23 protein-coding genes are annotated in these 23,966 nt (G+C 70.3%); 13 read left to right on the forward strand and 10 right to left on the reverse strand.

The annotated features are described in order from the left end of the window. Positions 1 to 111 precede the first annotated feature (111 nt). Together JGS22_RS16490 and JGS22_RS16495 are read left to right on the forward strand one after the other, a co-directional pair. A complete protein-coding gene (locus JGS22_RS16490) occupies positions 112 to 669 on the forward strand; it encodes an RNA polymerase sigma factor (protein ID WP_211039804.1) in 558 nt (185 codons plus the stop codon). Then, the gene (locus tag JGS22_RS16495) at positions 666 to 989 is read left to right on the forward strand and encodes an anti-sigma factor family protein (protein WP_308405705.1); all 324 of its coding nucleotides are present in this window, start codon (positions 666 to 668) and stop codon (positions 987 to 989) included. Before JGS22_RS16490 ends, JGS22_RS16495 begins: the two co-directional genes overlap by 4 nt. 27 nt (positions 990 to 1,016) lie before the next feature. Here JGS22_RS16495 and JGS22_RS16500 read toward each other — a convergent pair whose 3' ends face one another. Continuing rightward, positions 1,017 to 1,259 carry a hypothetical protein gene (locus tag JGS22_RS16500; RefSeq protein ID WP_164493625.1) on the reverse strand — a complete coding sequence of 81 codons (243 nt, stop codon included), beginning with the start codon at positions 1,257 to 1,259 and terminating at the stop codon, positions 1,017 to 1,019. A 206-nt stretch (positions 1,260 to 1,465) separates the two neighbouring features. Here JGS22_RS16500 and JGS22_RS16505 point away from each other — a divergent pair, with 206 nt between their 5' ends. The 4 genes from JGS22_RS16505 to JGS22_RS16520 all read left to right on the forward strand — a co-directional run bounded on the left by JGS22_RS16505 (position 1,466) and on the right by JGS22_RS16520 (position 6,673). After that, entirely contained in the window at positions 1,466 to 2,095 is a 630-nt protein-coding gene (locus tag JGS22_RS16505) for a Crp/Fnr family transcriptional regulator (RefSeq protein WP_063886186.1), read from the forward strand. Positions 2,096 to 2,224: 129 nt separating this feature from the next. Further along, on the forward strand, positions 2,225 to 2,914 hold the full coding sequence (locus tag JGS22_RS16510; RefSeq protein ID WP_056704858.1) for a haloacid dehalogenase type II: 690 nt from the start codon (positions 2,225 to 2,227) through the stop codon (positions 2,912 to 2,914). A gap of 402 nt (positions 2,915 to 3,316) precedes the next feature. Next, entirely contained in the window at positions 3,317 to 5,167 is a 1,851-nt protein-coding gene (locus JGS22_RS16515; protein WP_124274493.1) for a glycoside hydrolase family 15 protein, read from the forward strand. 141 nt (positions 5,168 to 5,308) lie between these two features. Further along, positions 5,309 to 6,673, forward strand: a complete 1,365-nt coding sequence (locus tag JGS22_RS16520) for a dihydrolipoyl dehydrogenase family protein (RefSeq protein ID WP_124274494.1) — start codon at positions 5,309 to 5,311, stop codon at positions 6,671 to 6,673. A gap of 294 nt (positions 6,674 to 6,967) precedes the next feature. On the opposite strand, the gene JGS22_RS16525 is transcribed toward JGS22_RS16520, so the two are convergent. The 5 genes from JGS22_RS16525 to JGS22_RS16545 form a co-directional block, all read right to left on the reverse strand. After that, positions 6,968 to 7,312, reverse strand: a complete 345-nt coding sequence (locus JGS22_RS16525) for a mycoredoxin (RefSeq protein WP_124274495.1) — start codon at positions 7,310 to 7,312, stop codon at positions 6,968 to 6,970. Positions 7,313 to 7,369: 57 nt separating this feature from the next. After that, entirely contained in the window at positions 7,370 to 7,945 is a 576-nt protein-coding gene (locus JGS22_RS16530; protein WP_124274496.1) for a hypothetical protein, read from the reverse strand. After that, on the reverse strand, positions 7,942 to 9,024 hold the full coding sequence (locus tag JGS22_RS16535; RefSeq protein ID WP_277426260.1) for a multicopper oxidase family protein: 1,083 nt from the start codon (positions 9,022 to 9,024) through the stop codon (positions 7,942 to 7,944). The genes JGS22_RS16530 and JGS22_RS16535 overlap by 4 nt, the downstream gene beginning before the upstream one ends. A 31-nt stretch (positions 9,025 to 9,055) precedes the next feature. Next, a protein-coding gene (locus JGS22_RS16540) for an IS5 family transposase (RefSeq protein ID WP_443742854.1) occupies positions 9,056 to 9,987 on the reverse strand; the annotation gives its coding sequence in 2 pieces (ribosomal slippage) (positions 9,056 to 9,552 and positions 9,552 to 9,987; 933 coding nt in all). Between the two features lie 55 nt (positions 9,988 to 10,042). Then, complete coding sequence (locus JGS22_RS16545; protein ID WP_164493626.1) at positions 10,043 to 10,645, reverse strand: cupredoxin domain-containing protein; 603 nt, start codon at positions 10,643 to 10,645, stop codon at positions 10,043 to 10,045. Between the two features lie 273 nt (positions 10,646 to 10,918). Between JGS22_RS16545 and JGS22_RS16550 the strand changes: the two genes are divergently transcribed. From JGS22_RS16550 to JGS22_RS16570, 5 genes are all read left to right on the forward strand, one after another. Further along, positions 10,919 to 11,905: a DUF302 domain-containing protein gene (locus JGS22_RS16550; protein WP_236073176.1), complete on the forward strand. Its 987-nt coding sequence runs from the start codon at positions 10,919 to 10,921 to the stop codon at positions 11,903 to 11,905. Beyond that, positions 11,902 to 12,642 (forward strand): hypothetical protein, encoded by a 741-nt coding sequence (locus tag JGS22_RS16555; RefSeq protein WP_124274499.1) that lies wholly within the window; start codon positions 11,902 to 11,904, stop codon positions 12,640 to 12,642. Before JGS22_RS16550 ends, JGS22_RS16555 begins: the two co-directional genes overlap by 4 nt. A gap of 528 nt (positions 12,643 to 13,170) precedes the next feature. Continuing rightward, a complete protein-coding gene (locus JGS22_RS27145) occupies positions 13,171 to 16,554 on the forward strand; it encodes a DEAD/DEAH box helicase (RefSeq protein ID WP_308405706.1) in 3,384 nt (1,127 codons plus the stop codon). A gap of 280 nt (positions 16,555 to 16,834) precedes the next feature. Then, entirely contained in the window at positions 16,835 to 17,230 is a 396-nt protein-coding gene (locus JGS22_RS16565) for a BlaI/MecI/CopY family transcriptional regulator (RefSeq protein ID WP_308405707.1), read from the forward strand. A gap of 3 nt (positions 17,231 to 17,233) precedes the next feature. Then, on the forward strand, positions 17,234 to 18,166 hold the full coding sequence (locus tag JGS22_RS16570; protein WP_211039411.1) for a M56 family metallopeptidase: 933 nt from the start codon (positions 17,234 to 17,236) through the stop codon (positions 18,164 to 18,166). A 354-nt stretch (positions 18,167 to 18,520) separates the two neighbouring features. Here the strand turns inward: JGS22_RS16570 and JGS22_RS16575 are convergent, their stop codons facing one another. Together JGS22_RS16575 and JGS22_RS16580 are read right to left on the reverse strand one after the other, a co-directional pair. Further along, a complete protein-coding gene (locus tag JGS22_RS16575) occupies positions 18,521 to 19,495 on the reverse strand; it encodes a sporulation protein (RefSeq protein WP_211039410.1) in 975 nt (324 codons plus the stop codon). An 86-nt stretch (positions 19,496 to 19,581) separates the two neighbouring features. Next, entirely contained in the window at positions 19,582 to 19,803 is a 222-nt protein-coding gene (locus JGS22_RS16580) for a hypothetical protein (RefSeq protein ID WP_211039409.1), read from the reverse strand. A 517-nt stretch (positions 19,804 to 20,320) separates the two neighbouring features. Here JGS22_RS16580 and JGS22_RS16585 point away from each other — a divergent pair. After that, complete coding sequence (locus JGS22_RS16585; RefSeq protein WP_211039408.1) at positions 20,321 to 20,890, forward strand: TetR/AcrR family transcriptional regulator C-terminal domain-containing protein; 570 nt, start codon at positions 20,321 to 20,323, stop codon at positions 20,888 to 20,890. A 34-nt stretch (positions 20,891 to 20,924) separates the two neighbouring features. Beyond that, positions 20,925 to 21,752, forward strand: coding sequence for an RNA methyltransferase (locus tag JGS22_RS16590; RefSeq protein WP_211039407.1), 828 nt, complete (start codon positions 20,925 to 20,927; stop codon positions 21,750 to 21,752). 195 nt (positions 21,753 to 21,947) lie between these two features. Here JGS22_RS16590 and JGS22_RS16595 read toward each other — a convergent pair whose 3' ends face one another. Beyond that, a complete protein-coding gene (locus JGS22_RS16595) occupies positions 21,948 to 22,709 on the reverse strand; it encodes an rRNA methyltransferase (RefSeq protein ID WP_308405708.1) in 762 nt (253 codons plus the stop codon). Between the two features lie 365 nt (positions 22,710 to 23,074). Then, positions 23,075 to 23,800 (reverse strand): MOSC domain-containing protein, encoded by a 726-nt coding sequence (locus tag JGS22_RS16600; protein WP_211039405.1) that lies wholly within the window; start codon positions 23,798 to 23,800, stop codon positions 23,075 to 23,077. Positions 23,801 to 23,966: the final 166 nt, after the last annotated feature.

Raw genomic sequence — 23,966 nt, forward strand, 5'->3', positions numbered from 1 at the left:
CCCGGCCGTGCGGTCCGCAGCGGCCTCGGAGCGGAGCGCAGACCACAAGAAGAAGGAAGAAGATGGAATGCGGGTCCAGGTAGAAGGGGTTTCCGCCGTGTGGAAGACCAAGTGACAGCGCCACCGGATCCTGCGGACCCGCAGGGCCAGGCGTTCGCCGCCTATGTGCTGCCGGAGGTGGAGGTGCTGCTGCGGGTGGCGATGACGCTGACCGCGCAGCCGGCAGACGCAGAGGATCTCGTGCAGGACACCTTGCTGCGCGCCTACCGGGCCATCGACGGTTTCGACGGGAAACATCCGCGCGCGTGGCTGCTGACGATCATGCGGCGGGCGGAGATCAACCGGCACCGCCGCCGCCGTCCGCACCTCCTGGACGATCCGGACGCCGATCTGGACCGGCTCAGCTCCACGGGCCCGAGCGGATCGGCGGAAGAGATCGTGGTGGGTGAGGCGTTCGACGAGGTGGTGGACGAGGCCCTGGGCGCGCTGCCGGACAAGCACCGTCAGGTGGTGCAGCTGGTGGACATCGACGGCCTCACCTACGCGGAGGCCGCCCACCTGCTGGATGTCCCCGAGGGGACCGTGATGAGCCGGCTGCACCGGGCGCGCAAACGGATACGGGCGCGACTGGCCACAGCAGGACTGGCACCGAAGCGAGGTGTGATGTGAACAAGCGTCCATGGTGGCGGCGTGCAGCGGCGGAGCGCCGGATGAACTGCATGCAGGTCGGGCGCGTGCTGCAGTCCTACCTCGATGGCGAAACGGACGAGGTCACCGCACGCCGGGTCGCGGCCCATCTGGAGGACTGTCGGCGCTGCGGCCTGGAGGCGTCCGTCTACCGGGAGCTCCACGATGCGCTGGCCCGCCGGGCGGAACCGGACGGTGGAGCGGTGGAGCGGCTGCGGGCATTCGGCGCTTCGCTCATGAGCGACCCGCCGGCCGGGGACGACGACGCGGAACATGGCACGACGCCCCCGGCGGGCGCCTAGAGATCCCTCTTCGCGGAGAGGGAGATCTCAGAGAAGCCAGCTGAGCAGGCCCAGGCCGCCACCGTAGTAGCCCCCGTACGGGTACGCGCTGTGCCCGTCACAGTCGCGGTCGTAGCGGTCTTGGCCCCGGTGGTCCGAGGTCACCGCAGCGGCCGAAGCCCCATGCTGCGGGGCAGCGGACGAGGTGCCGGGCGCGCCGATGACGGCGCCGGCGGCCAGCAGGGTGGCGGCGGTGCCGAAGGTGGCCCGGAGCAGAAGACGGTTTCGCATAAGGGATGCCTCCTTGGACAGTGCGGGGCGGCGGCTGCCGCCCTGTACTGCCACCTGTACGTTCCGCGACCGGCGCCCAACCGCTGAACCCGCCAGACAAGCGAAGGCATGGTCAGGGAGGTGACACATTGGATGCGAGCACACGCCGCGGAATGACCGTCGTGGGCCCCGCGGCACAGCGGGCGGCTGCCTGGATCGCGGGATGCATGAGAAGCTTTCTGCCGCCCGGCCACATCGATGCCCTGAAACTCGCCGATCGACTGGAACACCGTCAACTCCGGCAAGGACAGATCATCTTCACGCAGGGAACGCATCCCGACGGAGTATGGATGGTACGCAGCGGGGAACTGGAACTTGTCGCGGGCAGGGGACAGGACCGGGTGGTGGTCGGGACGCTGCAGCCCTGTGGCATCGCCGGAGACGTGCCGCTTCTCCTGGGCAAACCGGCGGTCTGCACGGTGCGGGCACGTACCGATGTGCAGAGCAGCTTTCTGAGCGCGGCGGGATTCCTCGCCACGCTGGACGCCAGTCCCGCACTGACCCGGGCCTGGCTGACCGCACTCGCCCACCGGCACCTGCGAGCGCAAGAGGCGCAGGTACGGACGCTGCACGGCAGTGCGGAGAGCCGTGCCGCCTGGCTGCTGCTGCGTGAGGCCCGCGACAGTGCGGTCACCTGCTCCCAAGGCACCCTGGCAGCGATGCTGGGAATGCGTCGACAGACGATGAACCGGGTGATCAAGGACTTCGAGCGCCAGGGCCTGCTGCGGGTGGGCTACTGCCGTCTCGAACTCCTGGCCGTCGACCGCCTCCGTCAGCGCGCGCAGGACCGCGCTTGAGAGCCATCAAGGCTATTGAGTCCTCCGGAAGGCGGTGCCAGAGGAGTCGGTGACCCGCCCCGCGCTTACGGTCGGTGCGGGGCACCGCAGGGCTCCGTCGAGACAAGTGGCTGTTCGTACGCCGAGCTGATGGAGGACACCGTGCCGCGCCAGAACGCACCCCTGCTCGTATTCGACGTCAACGAGACCCTCAGCGACATGAGCCCGCTGCAGAGCCGATTTGCGGAGATCGGCGCCCCGCCTCACTTGTTCCACCTCTGGTTCGCAGGCGTGCTGCGTGATGGCTTCGCACTCACTGCTGCGGGTTCCTTTTCAGATTTCTCAGCCGTGGCCCGAGAGGGAATGCGGGCGTTGCTGTCCAGTGCGCCCGAGTGGTCCGGCGATATCGAACAAGCGGCCGTACATGTGGTGGACGGGTTCTCGCACCTGGAGGTGCATCCTGATGTTCCGGACGGCGTCCGCGCTCTTCGCGAACGGGGGTTCCGACTGGTGACCATGACCAACGGCAGTTCGGACCTTAGCAAGCGGCTCCTCGGCCGAGCCGGGCTCGCGGACTGCTTTGAGAGCCATCTGGACGCGAGCGGGCCACAGCGCTGGAAACCGGCCCAGGCCGCCTACCAGTACGTCGTGGAGCAGGTCGGCGTACGTCTGGATGAGGCGGTGCTGGTGGCAGTGCACCCGTGGGATGTCGACGGTGCGCAGCGTGCTGGACTCGGCGGCGCATGGCTGCGGCGGGACGCAGCGGATTACCCGCAGGTCATGCTGCCTCCCACCTACACGGTAGGCAATCTCCGTGAACTTGCGGAAACCCTCGCGTAGGCCCGCCCCAGACCCGTTGTTCGCCTCCGGTGTGGAGCGCATTTTCCGTCCCCACGGCCTGGAAACGGCGTGCTCCTGAGCCGCCGGGCGCCAATGGAAGCCTGTTTGGCACGAAGCGGGTTTCCCCAGTGTCGGATGACGGATTTCCGGCTCTGGGAAATGGAGAATGAGTACACAGAGTTCGCGGTGGGGTCGGCACTGCTTGCCGGCCATGCGACCTACGGCGTGGTGGCCGCCCTGGTCTGCGTGGCAGTGCTGTAGACACTGCCCATGACGTCGAGGTCACAGGGATGTTGCCATGAGTGCTGAGGAGTTGCCCCCCCCCGAGGGGCGGCTCGGTGCGCGCGGGTATGCCGTTTCCGTCAGCGGAGTTGTCCGGTCCGAATGGAGGGTAGCTGAGTGATGTCCTCGCGGATCGCCGATTACGGAATGCTGGCCGACGGGAGCTCCGCGGCCCTGGTCGACCGCCGGGGGGCGATCGACTGGATGTGTGTGCCGCGCTTCGACAGTCCCGCGCTGTTCGCACGGTTGCTCGACCCCGAGGCCGGGCACTGGTCGATCACACCAGTCGGCCGATTCGAGGCGACGCGCCGCTACCTGCCGGGCACGCTGGTCATCGAGACGACGTTCACCACCGCGTCCGGCGTGGCGCGGCTGCGCGACGCCCTCGCGGTTCCCGAGGGGCAGCGCGGCCACGAGCTGGGCATGTCGCCGCCGCACGAGCTGCTGCGCGAGATCGAGGGGGTGAGTGGCGATGTCGCGTTCGACGTGGAGCTGGTGCCCCGTCCCGAATACGGTCTGGTACGGCCGCTGTTGCGGCTCACGGACGGTGGGATGCGCACGTTCGGCGGGCCGAACCAGATCGCCGTGCGCTCCCCCGTTCCGCTGGAGGCCGGCGAGGCATGCGTACGGGCGAAACTGCGCGTGGCGGCTGGGCAGCGCTTCGGCTTCTCCCTGGTGTGGGCGCCCCCGGAAGTGGCGCCGCCCGAACCGACCACTCCGGAGCGGGTGGCGGAGCGGATTGACGACACCGTCGAGGCGTGGCGGTCCTGGGAAGCCGAGCACGACATCTACCAGGGCCCGCACCGCGACCTGGTGCTGCTGTCGTCCCGGGTCCTCAAGGGGCTCACCTATCGTCCGACCGGCGCCATCGTGGCCGCGCCGACGACCTCACTGCCGGAGGCGGTGGGAGGGACGCGCAACTGGGACTACCGCTACGCCTGGATCCGCGACGCCAGCCTGACTCTGGAAGCCCTCTACCACGGGTCATGCCCGGACGAGGCAGCCGATTTTGTCTCCTTCATGACCAGCTCTGCCGGTGGGACCTCCGGGGCGGACTCGTCCCTGCAGATCATGTACGGCGTCGGCGGCGAGCACGACCTGAGCGAACGCCAGCTGCCGCACCTGCGCGGATGGCGGGACTCCCGCCCGGTCAGAGTCGGCAACCAGGCATGGGCGCAGACCCAGCTCGACGTCTACGGCGAACTGCTGAACGCCCTGCACCTCTACCAGGAGCGGCTCGGCGACCTGCATCCGGAGATCCAGCGCTTCGCCGCCGGACTGGCGGACACGGCGGTGCGCCGCTGGCAGGAGCCCGACGCCGGCATGTGGGAGATGCGCGGGGAACCGCGCCATCACCTGTCGTCCAAGGTGCTGTGCTGGGTGGCGCTGGACCGCGCGGTGAAACTCGCGCCCCGCCTGGGCGGGCACGCGCGTCCTCAAGCCTGGGCAGCCGAGCGGGACCGCATCCACGCGGCGGTGCTCGAACGCGGCTGGAGCGAGCGACGCGGCGCCTACACCCAGGCGTTCGACTCCGACGAACTCGACGCCGCCGCCCTGCTCATGCCGCTCTACGGCTTCCTGCCCGCCACCGACGCACGCATGAACGCGACCATCGAGGCGATCGCCCGCGATCTCACCGATGACGGGCTGGTGCTGCGCTACCGGCTGACCGACGACCGCAACCTCGACGGACTCGAAGGCAGCGAGGGCACCTTCGTGCTCTGCTCGTTCTGGCTCGCCGCCGCCCTCGCCCAGGCCGGCCGGCCGGACCGCGCGCAGGCCCTTTTCGACCGCGTCGCCGGTTTCGCCAACGACCTGGGGCTGCTCGCAGAGGAGATCGACCCGCGCACCGGTGAGCTGCTCGGAAACTTCCCGCAGGCGTTCAGCCACATCGGGCTCATCAACGCGGCGGCGGCCATCGACCAGGCCAACGGCGCGCTACCTCGCCACGACGCCGACCCGGCGCACTGAACTCTCTGCCGACCGCATGGGAACGCAGTAGCGCTCTTGCGCCGCTGCACGAGGGACAGGGAAGGGATGGAGCGGGAGTCCCCACGGGGTTCCCGGTATAGGCCGAAGCAGGACGGAAAGTACCTCAGCGAGGAGACGGACATGGCGCAGGAGACTGATGTCGTGGTGATCGGGATGGGCGTGGGCGGTGAGCATGTCGCCGAGCGCCTGGCGGAGGAAGGGCTGGACGTCGTCGGGGTCGAGGCGGAGCTGGTCGGCGGCGAATGCCCGTACTGGGCCTGCATCCCGAGCAAGATGATGATCCGCGGTGGGAACCTGCTGGCGGAGGCCCGCCGGATCCCCGGTATGGCGGGGCAGGCGCAGGTCACTCCGGACTTCGCACCGGTGGCTTCCCGGATTCGTGAGGAGGCCACCGACGACTGGAACGACCAGGTGGCCGTGGACCGGTTCACCGGCAAGGGCGGGCAGTTCGTCCGGGGCCGCGCCAGGCTGGCGGGGCCAAAACGGGTCGAAATCGACGGGCGTGAGTTCACCGCCCGGCGCGGGGTGGTGATCGCCACCGGCAGCCGTCCGCAGATCCCCCCGGTGCCGGGTCTGGACGCGGTGCCGTACTGGACGAACCGCGAAGCAATTGCCGTCAAGGACGGCCCGCGCTCGCTCATGGTGCTGGGCGGCGGGGCCGTGGGCGTCGAGCTGGCACAGGCTTTCGCCCGCTTCGGTACGGCGGTCACCGTCATCGAGGCGGCCGAGCGACTGCTGCCCGCGGAGGAGCCGGAGACCAGCGCCCTGCTCGCCGACGTGCTGGGCGCCGAGGGCATCACCGTACGCACCGGAGCACAAGCCAACCGTGCACGGCACGACGGTGACACCTTCACCCTCACCCTCGAAGGCGGCGAGGAACTTACCGCGGAGCGGCTGCTCGTCGCCACCGGGCGGCGCGCCGGCCTGGCCGGACTCGGGCTCGGGACGGTTGGCCTCGACCCGGACGCCCGCGCCCTGCACGTGGACGAGCAGCTGCGAGCGGCTCCCGGACTGTGGGGAGTCGGAGACGTCACCGGCCGCGGAGCCTTCACCCATGTCGCGATGTACCAGGCCGAGATCGCGGTCCGCGCCATCCTCGGCCAACCCGGCCCCGGCGCGGACTACCGCGCCCTGCCCCGGGTCACCTTCACCGACCCCGAGGTCGGCTCAGTGGGGCTGACCGAGGCCCAGGCACGTGAGAAGGGCCTGCGGGTACGCACCGGCACCGCTCAGGTGCCGTCATCGGCCCGCGGCTGGATCCACAAGGCGGGCAACGAAGGCTTGATCAAACTCGTCGAGGACGTGGACCGCGGCGTGCTGGTCGGCGCCACCTCCGCGGGCCCCATGGGCGGGGAGGTCCTCTACGGCCTCGTGGTAGCGGTCCAAGGGGAGGTCCCCGTCGACCGGCTGCGGCACATGATGTACGCCTACCCCACCTTCCACCGCGCCGTGGAAGACGCGCTCACGGCACTGCGCTCCAGCTGACGCACGCGGACGGAATGCCTCACGCATACGCGCTCCGTAGCCGGTTTCGAACCCTGGAACCGCCGGCCCGATAACGGCGGGCAGGCATGACGGGGCTCCTCCGCACAATCGGTGTGCGGGAAGCTGCTGGCCGAGTGCGCGGAGTGCGGTTTCCCTTGGAGGTGGCTCACCGTACGCAGCGAGCCGCCGCACGCAGGCCAGGGCTTGCTCACCTCCGTGCTCGTCCTTGCGCGCTCCCTCGGCAATCCCCATTGAGCCTTGCAGCCGGGTCGGGCCCGAGCACGCTTTCGCCGGCTACTTCGTGCGCCGCCAGGGCCAGCGCGGACGCCACCGTCGGGCGGCATCGGCCGGCGCGGTTTCCGGCAGGAGGTGGGGTGCGTGCCGCTGTACCGCCTCCAGGACCTGCCGTGCGCTCGGATTGGTCAGGGGATGCCCGGCGACGGCGACCGTCGGCACGGTCTCGTTGCCGTTGTTGACCGACCGGACATAAACCGCGCCGGACTGGTCCTTCCAGATGTCGACCGGTTCGTAGGACAGGCCGGTGCGTCGCAGTTGCCTGCGCAGCATCGCGCAGTACGGGCAGCCGGGCCGCCAGTACATCTGGACCTTCGCTGGGTCGGGGCGTACGGGTGCGGGCACGGTGGCCTCCTGGTGGTCGGGCAAGGGGAACCCGGTGAGGACCTCTGCCCATTCCCGCTACAGGCGCGGCAGACTGGCCTGCGGGATCCCGACCAGGACGGTCAGGACGTACACGAGGGGTTCCTGATCAGGCAGTCCGATGCCCCCAGGGCGCTCGGGCCGGGGATTGGCCCGCAGGCAGATCGCCGCGGCGCCGATCCCCTCGACGCGATAGTCGAAGACCTTCAGCGTGCTGAACCCGTCGATGCGGCCCTCGTTGGGCAGGACTGACGTACCGAGAGCGGTGGCGCGTGCGCGGACCGGGAGCAGACCGGCCGCACCGGTGGGCCGGCAGGCTCGGCCGGTCACGGGCTCCCAGTGCGCAGGGCCCGCGGGAAGCTGGATCTGCAGGTGCGCGCCGGGCGGCACGGACTGCGGCAGCCAGGTGCCGTTCCACCACCACAGGCCGTCCCGGTGTTGCTGGGTGAACAGGTACGGGTGGTCTCGTGTTCCGGGATCCGCCGGCAGGGCGGCCCTGCCGGAAGGCGTGGGAGCGGGGGCGGGGGCGGCGGCTCCTGGGCTGCCGCCGGCCAGCAGCGTGGCGGCCGCGGCCGCAGCCACGCCGAGCCGGAGCCGACTCGCGAGGGCGCTCATCGGGCGCCGCCTTTGGGCGAGATGAGGAGGTTGCCCATCATGCCGTTGTCCTCGTGGGGAAGGATGTGGCAGTGGAAGACGGTTTTGCCGGTGATGTCGGGCCGGAAGTAGGTCCGCAGGGTGAACTCCCCGTTCGGTGGCAGGCGGAAGGTGTCCCACCAGATGCCGGGATCCGTCTGCCAGGAGGTGTCGCGCGGCGGAATGCCCTTGACGTCGATCACCTGGAAGGGGTTGACGTGGATGTGTAGGGGGTGCTGGAAGACGTCCTCGTTGACGATCCGCCACTCCTCCACCGTCCCGGCCTGGACTTCCTGGTCGATCCGGTCGACGTCGTAGAGCTTGCCGTCGATCAGGAAACGCACGCCGAGGCCGTGCTTGCCTGAGATGTCGCCGGAGAAGACGAGGGTGCGGCGGCGGGCGACCGGCAGTCTGGGCAGGCGGGGCGGTTCGACGAGCTGCCGGGGGATGCGGCCGGTGGTTTCGCGTCCGGTGACGACGAGGGTGCCCAGTTCGATGTCGGGTCGGACGCCGCCGGGGTGGCCCTGGTCGCATCCGGCGGCGTAGATGCGGTAGCGGCCCGGGGCGCCGCCCTGGATGACGAACTCGGCGCGGTTGGCCGAAGCCATCATGATCGCGCGGACTGTCCGCGTGCGGGCGAAGGGAATGCCGTCCTGGCCGATCTGATGCAGGCTGTGTCGCTCGACGTGCAGCCACATGGAGCGGTGCGGGGCGGCGTTGAGCACCCGCCAGCGCTGCGTCTCGCCGGGGCGGAGGGTTACTTCGGGGCGCAGTTGTCCGTTGAGGGTGGCCACCATCCGCGTGGGGACGGCAGGGACGGTCGTGAAGGGATCGTCGCCGCCTGTGGGCAGGACGACCGCGGTGGGGTTCTCGCCGTTGCCGTCGAGGCGGAGCATGCTGAGAACGATGGTTCGCTCCCGCATCCCGGCGATCTCCGGCACCTGGTCGATGTCGCCCTCGACGACGATCGGCCCGGCCAGCCCGGACCACGCCTGGTGGGTGGTGGAGCCGTGGTGGTGCGGGTGGTACCAGTGCAAGCCCGCCGGATGGTCGGAGGGGATGTCGTACGCGTACTAGGCACTGTTTCTCGGATCATGTTCGGAGCCAGATGACGAGTGCTGCGAGTGTGACGGTGCCGAGGTAGATGTAGGCGCGTTTCTCGTAGCGGGTGGCGACGGCGCGGAAGCTTTTCAGGCGGTTGATTGCGCGTTCGACGGTGTCGCGCTTCTTGTATCGCTCGCTGTCGAAGCCGGTGGGCCGGCCGCCTCGGGAACCGCGATTCTTGCGGTGTCTCTGCTGGTCAAGGCGTTCGGGGATGGTGTGCCGGATGCCGCGTCGTCGCAGGTAACGACGGTTCTTCCGAGAGGTGTAGGCCTTGTCCGCCAAGACATGGTCGGGCCGGGTCCGGGGGCGGCCGACTCCGATGCGGGGCACGGAGACCTGCTCCAGCACTCGCTCGAACTGGGGGCCGTCACCGTAGTGTCCGGGTGCCAGGACGAGGGCGAGGGGCCGACATCGCCCGTCGGCGGCAAGGTGGATTTTGGTGGTGAATCCGCCGCGGGAACGTCCCAGACACTCGCCGATCTGACCACTTCCTCCAGCCGGACCCTCAGTTTCCTCAACACCGGATCGACCTGATTCGTCCCCCCAGCGATCCCCTTTTGAGGAACCGCGACCGCCGGCGCCTTCCGCGCGCCGGCGGCGTGCTGGTGGGCCCGCACAGCTGTCGAGTCCACCGAGACGTCCCAGTCGATCTGGCCCGCGGCGTCCTCGGCCGCCTGGATTCGCGACAGCAGCATCGTCCACGTTCCATCCGCCGACCAGCGACGATGGCGTTTGTAGACGGTCTCCCACGGCCCGAACCGCTCCGGCAGATCCCTCCACTGCACGCCCGTCCGGACCCGGTAGAGAACCCCGTTGATCACCCGACGGTGGTCACTCCACCGGCCCCCGCGGGCCCCACCAGGAGGCAAGAACAACTCCAGCCGGTCCCACTCCGCATTCGTCAGATCACCACGGCCCATACAAACAGCCTGACCCCAACACCCCACGCACGTCAGGAGATCCGAGAAACAGTGCCTAGTGGTCTTCGAGGGGATCGAGGCGTACGAAGACGTTGTCGGCCGACCCGGACGGGGAGACCTGAAGGCCGTGGGTGTGCAGGTTGGTGGCGAGGGCCTGCTGGACGATCGTATGGCCGCCGACCACCTGGTGACCGGCCTCCGGGGCGCAGTGCAGTGGCCCACCTGCCGCACTGTGGGCATGTTCCGCGCCGTCGGCGGCCTTGTCGGCACACAGCGGGGGCAGCGCGTTGAGCGGTACACCGCTGGGCAGCATGCGGTTGCGCAGCAGGATCTGCAGCCGGTCACCGGGGCGGATGCGCAGGAGCGCTCCCGGTAGCTGCCCGTTGTAGGTGTCCAGGTGCAGGCGACGTCCGCCGACCACGGGACGCGTGGTCGCCACGGTCAGCGTGTGTTCCAACCGTCCTCCGCGGCTGCGGATCTCCGGCAGGTCCCGCAACGGCGCACCCTCGTCGGCCGGTGCCCGCAGGGGCTTTCCGTCGGCCACCAGGGGCTCGCCGTCGGCGTAGGCCCAGCCGAGCCCGGCCAGGACACCGCCCGCGCCGAGACCGCCCACCCCTCGTAGGACGCGCCGCCGCGTCGGATTGCTGCGATGGTCCACCGCGTGTGCTCCCGATGTTGCGTGGTGAAGCCGGACATTCCGCAACGGAAAGACCTGTCCTGGGAGGCAGCCTTCCGCGACACGCCATGTTCACCCGGGCGAGGGAGGCCAGAGGTGGATTGTGTCCGCCAGGTGACAGTCCGGACGGCGATCACGGTCCTGTCGGGTTTCCCGTCGTGCCGCCCGCTCCCGCAGCGACGAGGGCGGCAGGTGAACGACAGCCGGCCCCGCCAGGGGGCCGTGCCTTCCGACCGAACCGAGGTACTTGCTTCCATGACGCTCACTCCGCGCACGCTCCGCATCCGCCGCCCCCGCCACACCGGGATCGCGGTGGGGGTGGTGGCCTTGGCGCTGACAGCGACCGCGTGCGGCTCGAACGACTCTTCCGACACGGCCGGTTCCGAACAGACGGCGAGCCCGACGGCGGTATCCGAGGAGCCTGCCGCGTCGGCCGAGGCCGCGCAGACCGCGTTCACCTCCTACGCCTCGCAGAAGCCGTTCGGCGACACCGTCAGCGCGCTGAGGAAGGCCGTTGCCGACAACGGGATGATGATCCTCGGCGACCTCAACCAGGCCGGCGCCCTGAAGTCCACCGGCCTGAACCTGAAGGGCGCCCAGTCGTTCTTCGTGGGGAATCCGGCCAAGGGCAAGACGTTCTTCGAGGCCAACCCGGCCATCGGCGCGGAGATCCCGCTGCGCATGTACGTATGGGCCGGCGACGACGGCAACAGCCATGTCGGCTACTTCGACCCGGCCGCCATGTTCACCGCCGTGGACCCCGGTCTCGCCGAGGGCGGGAAGCAGATGGCCATGGCCGCCGACAAGATCGCCCAGGGTGCGACGGGCGGCTCCGCTCAGCCCGGCAGCAAGGTCGCCGCCTCCTTCGTCTCCGTCGCCTCCGCCAAGTCCTTCCCCGACACCGAGAAGGCACTGAAGAAGAGCGTCGCCGACAACGGGATGATGATCCTCGGCGACCTCAACCAGGCCGGCGCCCTGAAGTCCACCGGCCTGCAACTCAAGGGCGCGCATGCCTACTTCGTCGGCAATCCCACCAAGGGCAAGATGTTCTTCGAGGCCAACCCGGCCATCGGTACGGTCATCCCGCTGCGCATGTACGTATGGGCCGACGCCGATGGCAAGGCCCACATCGGCTACTACGACCCGGCCCCGCTCTTCCAGGCCGTGGACGCCGAGCTAGCCGACGGCGGCGAGCAGATGAAGATGGCCGCAGGCAAGATCGCCGAGGGTGCGGCGAAGTGAGGCATCCGGCCCGAGCGGTCGCCGACCTGCTGGCCTCGGGCCTGGCCCTGGCCGGGGCCACGGTCGCCGGTTCGCTGCTGTTCGCCATCGCCGAAGGCGGCTACGCCACCCTGCCCGATCTCGTACGCGAGGTCGGCCTTCCCGGAGCCGTCGCGGTCGCCGTCGCCCCGCTGATCGCCCTGCGCCTCTCCGGGCCCCGGCTCGGACGCGCCGTCCTGCTCGGCGCTGCCGCCGGCGTCGCGGGCACAGCGGTGCTGGAGCTGGTACGGGAGGTGGGATTCCGAATCTTCGAGTCGATGCCCGGCGACCTTCCCATGCTCATGGGCGTGCTGCTGCGCGACCAGATCATGCAGGGCCCTGACACCGCCTCGAACATCGCCGGATGGACGTACCACGTCTGGAACGGCGGCATGTTCGGCGTCACCTACGCCGTCCTGCTCGGTGGCTTCCCCTTCCGCCGGTCCGGCGACGCGGTCGCCGGGACGCTGATGGGCACCGGCTACGGGCTGGTGCTGGGCACCGGCTTCCTGCTCAGCCCGGTACCCAAGGCGGTCGGAGCGGGCGTGTTCGGCACCGACTTCGGGGCGAAGTTCGCGATCACCGTCTACCTGGCGCACGCCGGATTCGGCGCCCTGCTGGGCTGGCTGGTACACCGCTACGGCAACCGCATCGCCCCACTGTGGAGTGTGGCCTGCGAACTGCTGCCGCCCCGCGGGCTCCGTAAAGAAGACAACTGAAAATTGCGGCGCGGGGATGAAACGCCCGGCCCGGACTGTCCACCGGTTCCCCAGGGCTGGAAGCCCTTCGTTGCGGATCGTTGACGCGTAGGCTTGGCGCCCCGGATCTTCTTGTACTTTGTCGCACCTCCCGTGCTGGGACGGTGCTGGGATGTGCCCGCATTTCCGCAGGTCACAGGCTTGTGGTGGAATCCCGCTTCAACGTCTAGGGGTTGACGCAACGCCACGTCGCCTATCCGGCGAACGCGCACGTCACCAGGGGCCCGACTCTCCGGAGTCGGGCCCCTGGCCGTTCCCGCGCCGGGGGTTGAGCTGGTGCTGGGGCCGGGCTCCCGCTCGGCCCCGAGGTCCTGAACTTCAGATGTGGCGATCGGCGGTGCGCGCTCAGCACTCTCCGGGTATCGTGCCCGCCTGATTACTGGGGGTGGGTGCATGGCCGCGCGTCCGACCGTTCGGCGTCCTCGCGATGCCGCGATCACGCGGTACTGGCGGGCCGTGGAGATGTTCAGTCCACCCACCGTGGAAGCGGTGAACCACAGTGCCGGAGTACGCGCGGTCCAGTCGGGCCGGCCCCTCCCGTGGGAGGCGGACAGCCGGTTGAAGCCCGCTCGCCGCAAGTGTGTGTGGCAGCACACCGTGTACTGCGGGATCTTCTCCATCGAGGCCGTGCGAGATCATCTCGCGGAGGTCTTTCAGGACACCGGCGGTGAGAACTACGACGGGAGGATCGGTGGCCACGGTGCTCTGCTGGCTTTCACCGTCAACGCCGAGGGCAAGCTGATCAAGGATTCGGTCACGGTGTCGGCCTGCGGCTGGGCAGTAGGCCGCAGCGCTTCTCCCGGCCCCGGCGTCCCCACCTGGTTGGACGGTTTCCCTCAGGCGGAGGCGGACTGCTCCGAGGTGCTGCTCGCGCTCGGCGACGGGAAGGTCGAGGTACGGGGCGGACGCTGTGAGCCGGGCGAGCAGAGCATGCTGCGGGTAGCGGGGAAGCTGGCGCTCGACGCAGTTCTGGACGGAGCGACCGCAGGACTTACCACTCTGGCGCGCGAGTCCGTGGGACGTCTTCTCTCCGGCACGCTCGGCGCTGCAGCGTCGGACGGGGCAGGCAAGGCGACCGAGAGTTTGGCGCAGGGCGCCGTGGGCGCGTACGAGGAACGGCGGCAGGGTGCGGACGGCAGCGGTGCGGACGGCAGCGGTGTGGACGGCGCGGACGAAGGTGCAGAGGCAGGTGAGGAGGGCGCCGAATCTGCCGTTCGACCGCCGCCTGCTCTCGGCACCAAGCCGCTGACCGTGGCGGACCTTGCGGGCGTGACGAAATGGCTGGCGGACCAGCTCGGCGTCACCGCGATCCTGGACCCTGACACCGCGCGCATCAAGAGTTTCCAGGTCGGCGAGGCAAGGGCCGACGAGACGCCGCGACAGGACCTCCTCAACAGCTTCGTCGCCGACGACCTCGACCGCGTCACCGCGGCGCTCGTCGACGGCCAGGGCGGGGTGGTGCTGGAGCGGTACCTCACGCCGGACGACGAACTGGACCGCGCGAAGTGCGTGGACGTCCGAAACGAACCCGCGACAGTGCTGGCAGGCGTCGGGGCTCACGCGGTGCCGGCCGGTTCCTGGCCGTCCAGCCATCCACTCGCGCTCAGCCAGCAGTTCGCGGTGAATCAGATGCGCCAGGAACTGTTGACGGCCGACGGAACCTTCTCGGTCAACGGGCCTCCCGGAACCGGCAAGACCACCCTGCTGCGGGACGTGGTGGCGGGGCTGGTGACCGACCGTGCCGCTCACCTCGCCCGACTGAGCTCCCCGGACGAGGCATTCACCGGTAAGTCGCACATGTACAGCGTGGACGGCCGCAGACATGCAGTTCACCAGCTTGCGAGCGCCTTGACCGGTTACGAGATGGTGGTGGCATCCGCCAACAACGGCGCCGTCGAGAACATCACGCAGGAGATTCCCGCACTGTCGGCCCTTCCCGAGGAGTGGCACGAGGAAGCGAGCTATCTGCGCGAACCGGCACTGTCCCTCTCGGAGGGCCGGCCGGTCTGGGGCGCGGTCGCAGCACGGCTGGGGCGGCGCTCGCACCGCACTGACTTCGTCGAACGCTTCTGGTGGGCCGATCCGAGCCGGGACAGGAATGCGCCGCCGAACGAGCCGCCGGCGCCGCGCGGGCTGCGCGCGGTGCTGGCCGATCCGACCCAGCGGCTGGACCGGAGTGGTTGGCAACAAGCCGTGGCCCGCTTCCGTGCCGCTGAACGCGAAGTGGAGCGACTGCGAGCGGAACGGGTCCGGGCGGCCAACGAGCTGCATGGGCTCAGTGCACTCACCCGAGAGGTCGGGCAGGCAGAAGCAGCCGCGGCGAGAGCGGAGGCGCAACAGCCCGATGCCCAGAGCGCGTTGCAGTTCGCGCAGGACCTGGCAGGGCGTCTGTCGAGCCATGCCGACCGATGCTCGGTGGAGCTGAACGACCACGTTGCGCGCGTACCGGGCCTCGCCACCGGGATCTTCACTCTCGGGAGGGCCCACCGCGACTGGCACGCGCAGCAGCAGCGCCTCCTGCGAGTGGCTGACGCGGCCCGCTCGGAGTCGGATGAGGCCCGTCGCGCCTGCGCGGAGAAGCAGCAGGAGGTCGACCGCCTCGGAGCAGTGATCGAGCAGGCCGCAACCGCGCGTGCCCAACTGGCTGAGCGCCGCCGCCGTATTGAGGCTGTACGTGCACGCTGGGGCAGCCACGTACCCGCGGTCGCGGACTACTCCGCCCACGCGGACAGGGCGGCGGAGGAGCGTCGGGAGCGGTCCGCCCCGTGGTCGGACGCTGAGTTCACCCGTGCTCGTGCCCGTCTCTTCGTCGAGGCACTGCGGCTGCACGAGGCGTTCCTGCTCGCGGGCGGAAAGAAGGTGCAGCAGAGCCTGGGCACAGCCATGCAGGTGGTCAAGGGAACAGCTCCGGCGGGGCTTTCGGCGGAAGGCGCCCGCGCGGCGTGGCAGTGGCTCTTCCTCACCGTGCCCGTGGTGTCCACCACCTTCGCTTCCTACGACCGGATGTTCGCCGGTCTGGGTGCCGGTGCGCTCGGGTGGTTGTTCATCGACGAGGCCGGACAAGCGGCGCCTCAGATGGCGGTGGGCGCCCTGTGGCGCACCCGGAAAGCCGTGGTGGTCGGCGACCCCAAGCAGCTGGAGCCTGTCGTGGTGCTCCCGTTCACGGCCCAGCAGCGGTTGCGCGCACACTACGAGGTGGCGGAGACCTGGGTGCCGAAGGGCACTTCCGTCCAGCAGCTGGTTGACCGCACGAACACCTGGGGCACGTGGCTTCCGGACACCTCCAGCGAAGAGGACGAGCTGTGGGTCGGAGCTCCGCTCCGCGTCCACAGGCGTTGCGACGACCCGATGTTCGCGGTCAGCAACGAGATCGCGTACGGCGGAATGATGGTCGACGGGGTCGGCGAGCAGGGGCGCGCGGACTTCACGGCGGCGAGTCGAAGTGTGTGGTGGCACGTCGCAGGCAGCGAGGCACGAGGGCACTGGGTTCCCGAGGAGGGGCGAGCGCTGAAAGAGGCGGTGGCACGGCTGCTGCGGAACGGCCTGCCGGACGACGAGTTGTTCGTACTGAGCCCCTTCCGGGCGGTGTCGGCGGAGGCGGTGAAACTGTTGCGGGGCACGGTCCCCCAGGACCGCATCGGGACAGTGCACACCGCGCAGGGCAAGGAGTCGGATGTGGTGATCCTGATCCTGGGAACGGCTCGCGACGCCGCAGCAAGCCGCAACTGGGCGTCCCAGAGCGCCAACCTGCTGAACGTCGCCGTCAGCAGGGCCAAGCGCCGTCTCATCGTGATCGGCGATCACGACGCCTGGAAGCGGCACCGGTTCTTCTCCACACTTGCGCGGGAGCTGCCGCAGTATCGAACGGGTTAGACCTCCACCGTCCGGTCGCCACTGCCGACTCGGCACGTCACCGACCCCGAGATGTCGGACTGGAGTGTTCGTGAGCTCGTCACGGTCTCGGCTGCGCCCGGGAGGTCGCGTCTTGAGGCCGGGAGGTGCTGATGCCGACCGGGACAAGGTGGTGGGTGGTGTGGCTGTGGGGGTGGGTGAGGGGTGAACAGGGGCGGCGCGCATGGGGTTTGGCCAGTACGATGCGGCTTGTCGCTCGTACGGGTTGGTTGGGGCGGTGGGACGGGAAGGTGGCCGCGGCGTGGTGGACGGCACGGGGAACGAGAGAGCGGGCGGGCGCAGGCGTCAGGGCGAGTTGGAGACGCAGGTGTTGTCGGTGCTCGGTTCGGCGCCGGGGCCGGTGACGGCCGGCTGGGTGCAGGAGCAGCTCGGCGGCGATCTGGCGTACACCACGGTCATGACGATCCTGACCAGGCTGTACGCGAAGCGGGCGGTGTCGCGTTCCAGGGTCGGCCGGTCCTTCGAGTGGACGCCGGTGGCGGACGGGGCCGGTCTGGTGGCGATGCGGATGCGCAAGCTGCTCGACAACCAGGAGGACCGCGGCGCGGTGCTCTCCAGCTTCGTGTCCTCGCTCTCCACTCACGACGAACAGCTTCTGCGCTCCCTCCTCTGTGAAGCCGACGATCCGGAGCGGTGATCGATGGGCGTCTTCGTCTACCTGCCTCTGATCCTGCCGTTGACCGCCCTGCCGGTCGCACGGATCGCCGCGCAGCATCTGCATCCGCGCAACGCCGCGTTGCTGCTGACCTGGGTGGGCGCGACCCTCGCCTCGTGCAGCACGTTGTGCCTCGGGCTCGTGATGGTCGTCGGTACGGCGCAGCTGCCGGGCAGTCCGCTGCCCGCCAGTTGGTCCGACGACGAGGTGCGGGAGGCCGTGCCGTACGACGAGGTGGCGGGCAAGCTGTCGATCGTTGCTCTCGCCGTCGTGTTCGCGACGTGTGCGCTGACGCTGGGGCGGCACTTCGGCTTCCGCGTACGTGCCCATCGGGCGTTGGCCGCGCATCCGGGCGGCTCGGAGGTTGCCGTGCTCGCCGACGAGGTGCCGTACGCGTACGCCCTGCCGGGCTCTCCCGGCCGGGTGCTGGTCTCCACGGGAATGCTGAACGGGCTCAACGAGGCGGAGCGGGGTGCGCTGCTCGCCCATGAGCGTGCCCATCTGGCCGGGAAGCACCACCGGTTGCTGCTGACGGTTCAGCTCGCCGGTTGTGCCAACCCGCTGCTGCGTCCGCTCCGTTCGGCGGTGGGTTACTGCACGGAGCGCTGGGCCGACGAGGAAGCCGCCCGGGTGACCGGGGACCGTCGTACGACGGCCCGTGCGGTCGGCAGGGCGGCGCTGATCTCCCGCCGCGCGGAGGTACCCGGTCTGGCCGCCTTCGCCGAGGCCGGCCCGGTGCCGCGTCGGGTTGCCGCGCTGCTGGGGCCCGTTCCGTCGGCCGGTGGCTGGCCGCCGGCGCTCACCACCGCAGGCCTTGCCGCGCTCGTCGCCGCAGCGGGTACGGCCGCGTCCACGCTCTCCGCGCTCAACGCGGCGATCGCGCTGTTTCTCGTTCTGGAGTCCGCCACTTACGGGTGAGGCGGCCTCCGGGGGACGTCACCAACCGGAGCCTCTGCTTGCGGCTGACGCCACCTGCCGGGGACTCCGTTTCCCCGTTTTGTGTCCGCCGCCTGTCGTCGCGTCGGTTGTGGTCGAGGCGACCGTGCTTCCTCGGGGAGCGGGGCCCCCGATCCGCACGGCCGCGGGTGGTGCTCGGCGCGGGCGTACCGGTCGGGCATGCCTGTGGCCGTGCCGGTGGGCCTGCGGCGGTGCAGCGCCACAGGCCCACGGTTTCTCCGTCGCGAACTGTCGCACGCAGCTCTGGCGCACGCAGTTCGCGTGCGCCACGGGCGCTGCCCTCATGTGCCCGGAGGGCGGCGGGTTTCGGGGTGCTCAGCCCTCGTCGTCGTCCTCGAAGGCGTCGCCCACCTCGTCGATGACCTCGGCGGCGACCAGACCGCCGACCACGCCGACGGCCAGACCTGCCGCACCGGCCGCGACCATGGTTCCCATGCCCGGACCGGAGCGCTGCCCGCCTTCGACGTGGTGCTGTTCGCCGTACTCGTGGCCGTGGGGAGCGGGGGATGTGTGCACGCCCTGGCCCGCGACCAACTGGCGCACCCAGCCTTCGACTTCGGCGTTCCAGTCGTGCTCCTCGACGCCTTCGTGGCTGACGGTGAAGCGGTTGACGGCGTCGTGGCCGCCGGAGAAGAGACCGCCGCGCTTGTCCGCCTCGAGCACCACCTCCATACCGCCCGGGTTGGCCAGGAAGGTGACCTCGACCTCGCGCATCGCGTGCGCGTACTGCGGGGCCGGCGTCAGCTCGACCTCCTGGTAGAACGGCAGTTGCTGCCCGGTGCCGCCGATGTGCCCGTACTCCAGGTCCGCCGACTTGAAGTCGAAGCCGAGCCGGCCGAACGCCTCCAGGACGGCCTGCTGCACGGGCAGCGGTCGTACGGTCAGCGGGTCCAGATCGCCCTTGTCCTTGCTGCCCGAGACGGCGAGTTCGCTGCGTACGCCCAGCACCACGCCGAGCGGCTGGCCGTGGATCTCGGTGACCGGCGTCTCCCAGGGCACCGCCACCTCGAAGGGGATGCTTCGGCGTTCGCCCTCGGCCAGCCGGAAGCCGCCCCCGACGGTGAAGCGTTCGAAGGAGACCGTTCCTTCGGTCTCGCCGCCGTCGTGCTCCGCCTCGACGCGGGCGACGAGCTCCAGGGTGATCTGCTCGATGTCGTAGTCGGCTTTCCCGCCGACGAGATGGACCTGTCCGTGCAGCGTTCCGCCGGGCAGGACCGGGCCGCCTTCCAGGACCGTGTCCAGGGTGGGGCCGCCCACGCCGAGCGACCCGAGCAGCTTCTTGAACACCATGGTGGCGTTCTCTCCTTCAGATGTTGAGTGGTGGTTCGAGTCGTGGGTTGCCACACCCCAGAGAGTGGCAACCCACCGGTTCGTGCCTACTTGGCCGTCGCGTCCAGTGCCGCCAGGGCCTGCGCCCAGCGGACGTACTTCAGCTCGGCGAAGTCGCGAACGGTCTTGATGCCGAAAGCCTCCTGGAGTAATTCGCCGTCACGGTCCGAGACGCCCTTGAGGGCTCCGACCGGGGCGTCGAGAATCTCCGGGAGACTCTTGTCCGCCCATGCCTTGTCCAGCACTTTGGCCAGGTCGATCGAGGCCATGAAGTCCTCCTGTGAGGGGAGTGGTGGGTGGTTCCTGTCACGTGATCTACATGCGTGTAGAAGCATAGGTCGCGATCAACTGCCCCGGTCGCTTCCCGGGGTTGCTCGCGGGAATTGTCTGAAACTGTGCGGGAGGAAGCGGGTTCTGCTCTGTGCGGCCGGTCATCCGAGAGCCTGACGTGACGTCACATGACGTAAGGGGCCCGGGACTTAGTGCTTCGGCGACAGCCTGCCGGACCACCGCGCGCCGTCGGCGTAGCGTCAGCGCCCGCAGGCCGACCCACGCCGGGTGAACGTCGGTTCCGGCACCGTGGTGAGCTCGCAGTCGGCGCGTCCGCGTACGTCCTCGGCGCAGCGCTCGGCCTCCGGGGCACGACCCGTGGAAGCGCCGACCAGGATGCGCTGCGGGGACGGATGCTGCGGGCCGCCGTCGAAGCGCCCGACGCCGACGGCCTCCAGGCGCTGACGATGCGACGAGCTGCTGATACAGAGGGCCGACCTGGTCTTCGGCGATCTGGTGCTGCCCGAGGGCGGTCAGCCGGGCTGGCGCGCCAAGCTCGAACTCGCCGCCCGCGAGCAGTGGCGGCTCTGCCGAAGGCATCTGTGGCTGGCGCAGGTGGTCTCGTTCACGCGTCCCGTGCTGGCCCCGAACATGATGGCCCACACCGAATGGACCCTCCGCGCGCTGGACGGGCTCGATCTGCCCATGGACGTACGGCTTCAGGAGACGCTGACCCTGTACGCGCTCGTCGTCACCATCGGGCTGTCCAAGGCCGACGAGGTGCAGGCCGAGCGGAGCACCGGGCTGACGCTCAACCGCTGGTCGGAGAGCCAGCGTTCGCGTCGCAGGGAGCTGTTGGCGACCGGGAGGTTTCCGCTGCTCTCCACCTTCTCGGAGGACACCGCGCCCGATCTCGACGTCTTGTTCGAGTACGGCCTGGCCCGTCATCTCGACGGGTTCGCCGCCCTGATCGACGCCCACGAGCGGAGTGCGGCCGAGACCGTCCGGCCGCGGGCGTGGCCCGCCCCGGGCATCGGCCGACGGCCGGCGACCGGCAGCGACGGCGGGCCACCGGCGGGCGGCTAGGGTTTCGGTGAGTCGGCGAGTGCGGGGAGAGCAAGTGGCCGGGGTGCAGAGGATCAGTTCGCGCAACGCGCGGTTCCAGCAGTGGCAGGCGCTGCTCGGCAACCGCAGGAAGCGCACCCGTGCCGGTGAGTTCCTGGTGCTGGGCGTCCGCCCGATCTCGATCGCGGTCGAGCGCGGGTGGGACGTGCGTGCTCTGCTCTACGACGGTGAGCGGGAGTTGTCGAAGTGGGCCCGGGAGCTGCTGCGCACGGTGCGGGCGGAGCAGATCGCGATGGCGCCCGAGCTGCTGAGGGAGCTGGGGGAGAAGAACGAGGCGGCCCCCGAGGTCGTCGCGGTGGTCGCGATGCCCGCGGACGACCTCGGGCGGATCGAAGCGCCGGAGGACTTCCTGGGAGTGCTCTTCGACCGGCCGACGAGCCCGGGCAACATCGGGAGCATGCTGCGTTCGGCGGACGCGCTGGGTGCCCACGGTCTGGTCGTGACCGGCCACGCGGCCGATGTGTACGACCCCAAGTCCGTGCGTTCCAGCACCGGTTCGCTCTTCTCGCTGCCCGCGGTGCGGGTGCCGTCGCCGGCCGAGGTGATGGAGTGGGTGGAGTCCCGGCGGGCCGACGGAGTCCCGATCGTGCTGGTGGGAACAGACGAGGTCGGCAACTGCGAGGTCTTCGACTTCGACCTCACCCAGCCGGTGCTGCTGCTGGTCGGCAACGAGACCGCGGGGCTCAGCAGCGCCTGGCGCGAGCTGTGCGACCGCACCGTCAGCATCCCGATGGCCGGCGCGGCCAGCTCCCTGAACGCCGCGAACGCCGCGACCGCGATCCTCTACGAGGCCATGCGGCAGCGGAGAACCGCCGGCCGCTGACCCGACGGCCCGAGCCGGCGCACCGACCCGACGGCCCGAGCGGGCGCACCGACCCGACGGCCCGAGCGGGCGCGCCGACCCGACGGGCCGAGCCGGCAGGCGGATCCGTACGGGACGTCCCGGTGGTCAACTCCCCGCGAATCAGAGGCGGTTGGAGGCGTGCGCCTGAGGGGCGGATGCTCGGGAGACGGGGCCTCAGGGGCGGGCGTCGAGGACGTCGCCGGCGCGGACCAGCACGGCGGAGCGGGTACCGATCTTCAGCCGCTCCAGCGCGGGCACCGGCGCGATCGGGATCCTGCGGCTCCGGTCGGTGACCGCGATCACCGCGTGCCCCGGCAGCACCGAGGCGAGCGACCGCAGCATCGCCGACACCGGCGCGCCGTCCGGCACCTCGCCCTCCCAGTGCGTCCGCTCGCCGTACGGCAGGTCGGTCAGCACCAGGTCGGGGACGATCGCGGGCCCGCCTTCGGCGCCGTCCGGTGCGGCGAGCGCCGCGGCCAGGGAGGCCGGGGCGAAGACGTCGGCGGTGCGCAGCGCGTACGGGAGGGCGCCGCCGCCGCAGTCCAGCCGTTCGCGCAGCCGGACCGCGGCGTCGGCGGCGTCCAGGTAGGCGGGCTTGCCGAAGCGCACGCTCTGCTCGCGCCGTTCGTCCTCGCGTGCGCTCAGCCCCTCGGGAGTCAGCAGGGCGAGGTTCTTCGCCGCCAGCTCCAACGGGTCGGGGTCCGCGTCGGTGGCGACCAGCTGCCGCAGTGCGTCCCGGTGCAGCAGCCCGAGGACCGTCAACAGATAGCCGCTGCCGCAGCACGGGTCCCACAGCGTCATCGGGTGCTCCTGCGGGAGCCGGGCGCGGGCCCGCAGAAAGATCTCGGTCGCCAGCCGTACGGGGAAGGCCGGGTACCCCGGAGCCGAGTGGAGTACGACGCCGCAGGCGAGGTCGGAACTGTCGGCACGCTCCACTGCGTGGCGGTACGCACCCAATCCTGTCCACTCCCAGCGGTCCGAAGCGGTCGTTCGGCCCCGCGCAGAGTCTAGGACCTCGCTCCGCAAGGCTCCCTCGTCCGCCGTGAAGCTCTACGCACCGGACGCCGCTCCCTGATCCAGCAAGAACCGAACGACAGACCCCGCTGAACGCGGTGCTGGGCCCGTTGGTGCGCTCCAGGGCGGTACGGCTCCTACGGCTCGAGGCCGCCGGGCTGAAGGCCGCCGCCGAAGTCCGACGCCGCCGGTCAGCCCGACGCCCGCACCCGACGGCCGCCCGCGCCCGCCCCTCCGCCACCGGCACCGGAAGCGAGGTGGCGGTGCCGACGTGCGGGCGCCGGGGGTCAGTTGAGGAAGAGCTTCTCGCCGGTGGCAACCGATCCGGGGGTGACGACCGAGGCGTACACCCCGGCCTGCGCCCTGCGGTCGGTCAGGGCGCGCAACACGGCCGGGGTGGTCTCGCTCGTCCGCGGATCGGTGTTGATCATGACGCAGCGCGGATCGTGCAGATCCACCCGCAGCACGGCGCTGCCGAGCGCGAGCGTGCGGCCGACCCACTCGTCCTCCGCGAACGGGCGGTCCTCGGTGGTCTCCACCAGCAGATTGGGACGGAAGCGCTGCGGCTCGTACGGGACGTCCGCGCGGCGGCAGAGCTCGGCGACGGTGGCGGTGGAGATGAGCGAGAGCGGCATCGCGTCGTGCATCCCGCGCCGCAGCCGGGTGAGCCGTACGCCGTCGCCGAGGCGGCGGGCCAGCTCCGGGTCGTCGACGGCGTACCGCGTGCCCTCCGGCGTGCTGACCCGTACCGAGGAGGCGTCCGGACGCGCCGGCTCGGTCAACTCGGCGCGATAGAGGCACATGCGGGGTTCGTCGCGGATGGTCAGGTACGGGAAGCCGTTGGTCTCGCTGTCCCTGCGCAGAAACGCCCAGCGGCGGTCGCCCGCGACTCCGTGCCAGGACACCTCGGCGCGCTCCACCGCCTCGGCGGCCATCGACTTCACCGGGTAGCGCCACAGCCGCGAGAGGACTCCCAGCGGGGCGGGGTCGGGGGACTGTCGGGACTCGTTCATCTGCTCACCTTCCGACGGCGGGGCACCCTGCACACCCGTACAGCACAGCGGACGCCCGCAGTATCGGACATCCGCAACACCGGACGGCCGGTTCCGGTCACCCGGGAGTGAACGCCACCGCCTCGCAAGCCACTTGGCCCCTTCCGGGGAGGCGGGCGCGGCGTCC

The organism is Streptomyces tardus, from assembly GCF_018101125.2.
GTDB classification, from domain to species: domain Bacteria; phylum Actinomycetota; class Actinomycetes; order Streptomycetales; family Streptomycetaceae; genus Streptomyces; species Streptomyces tardus.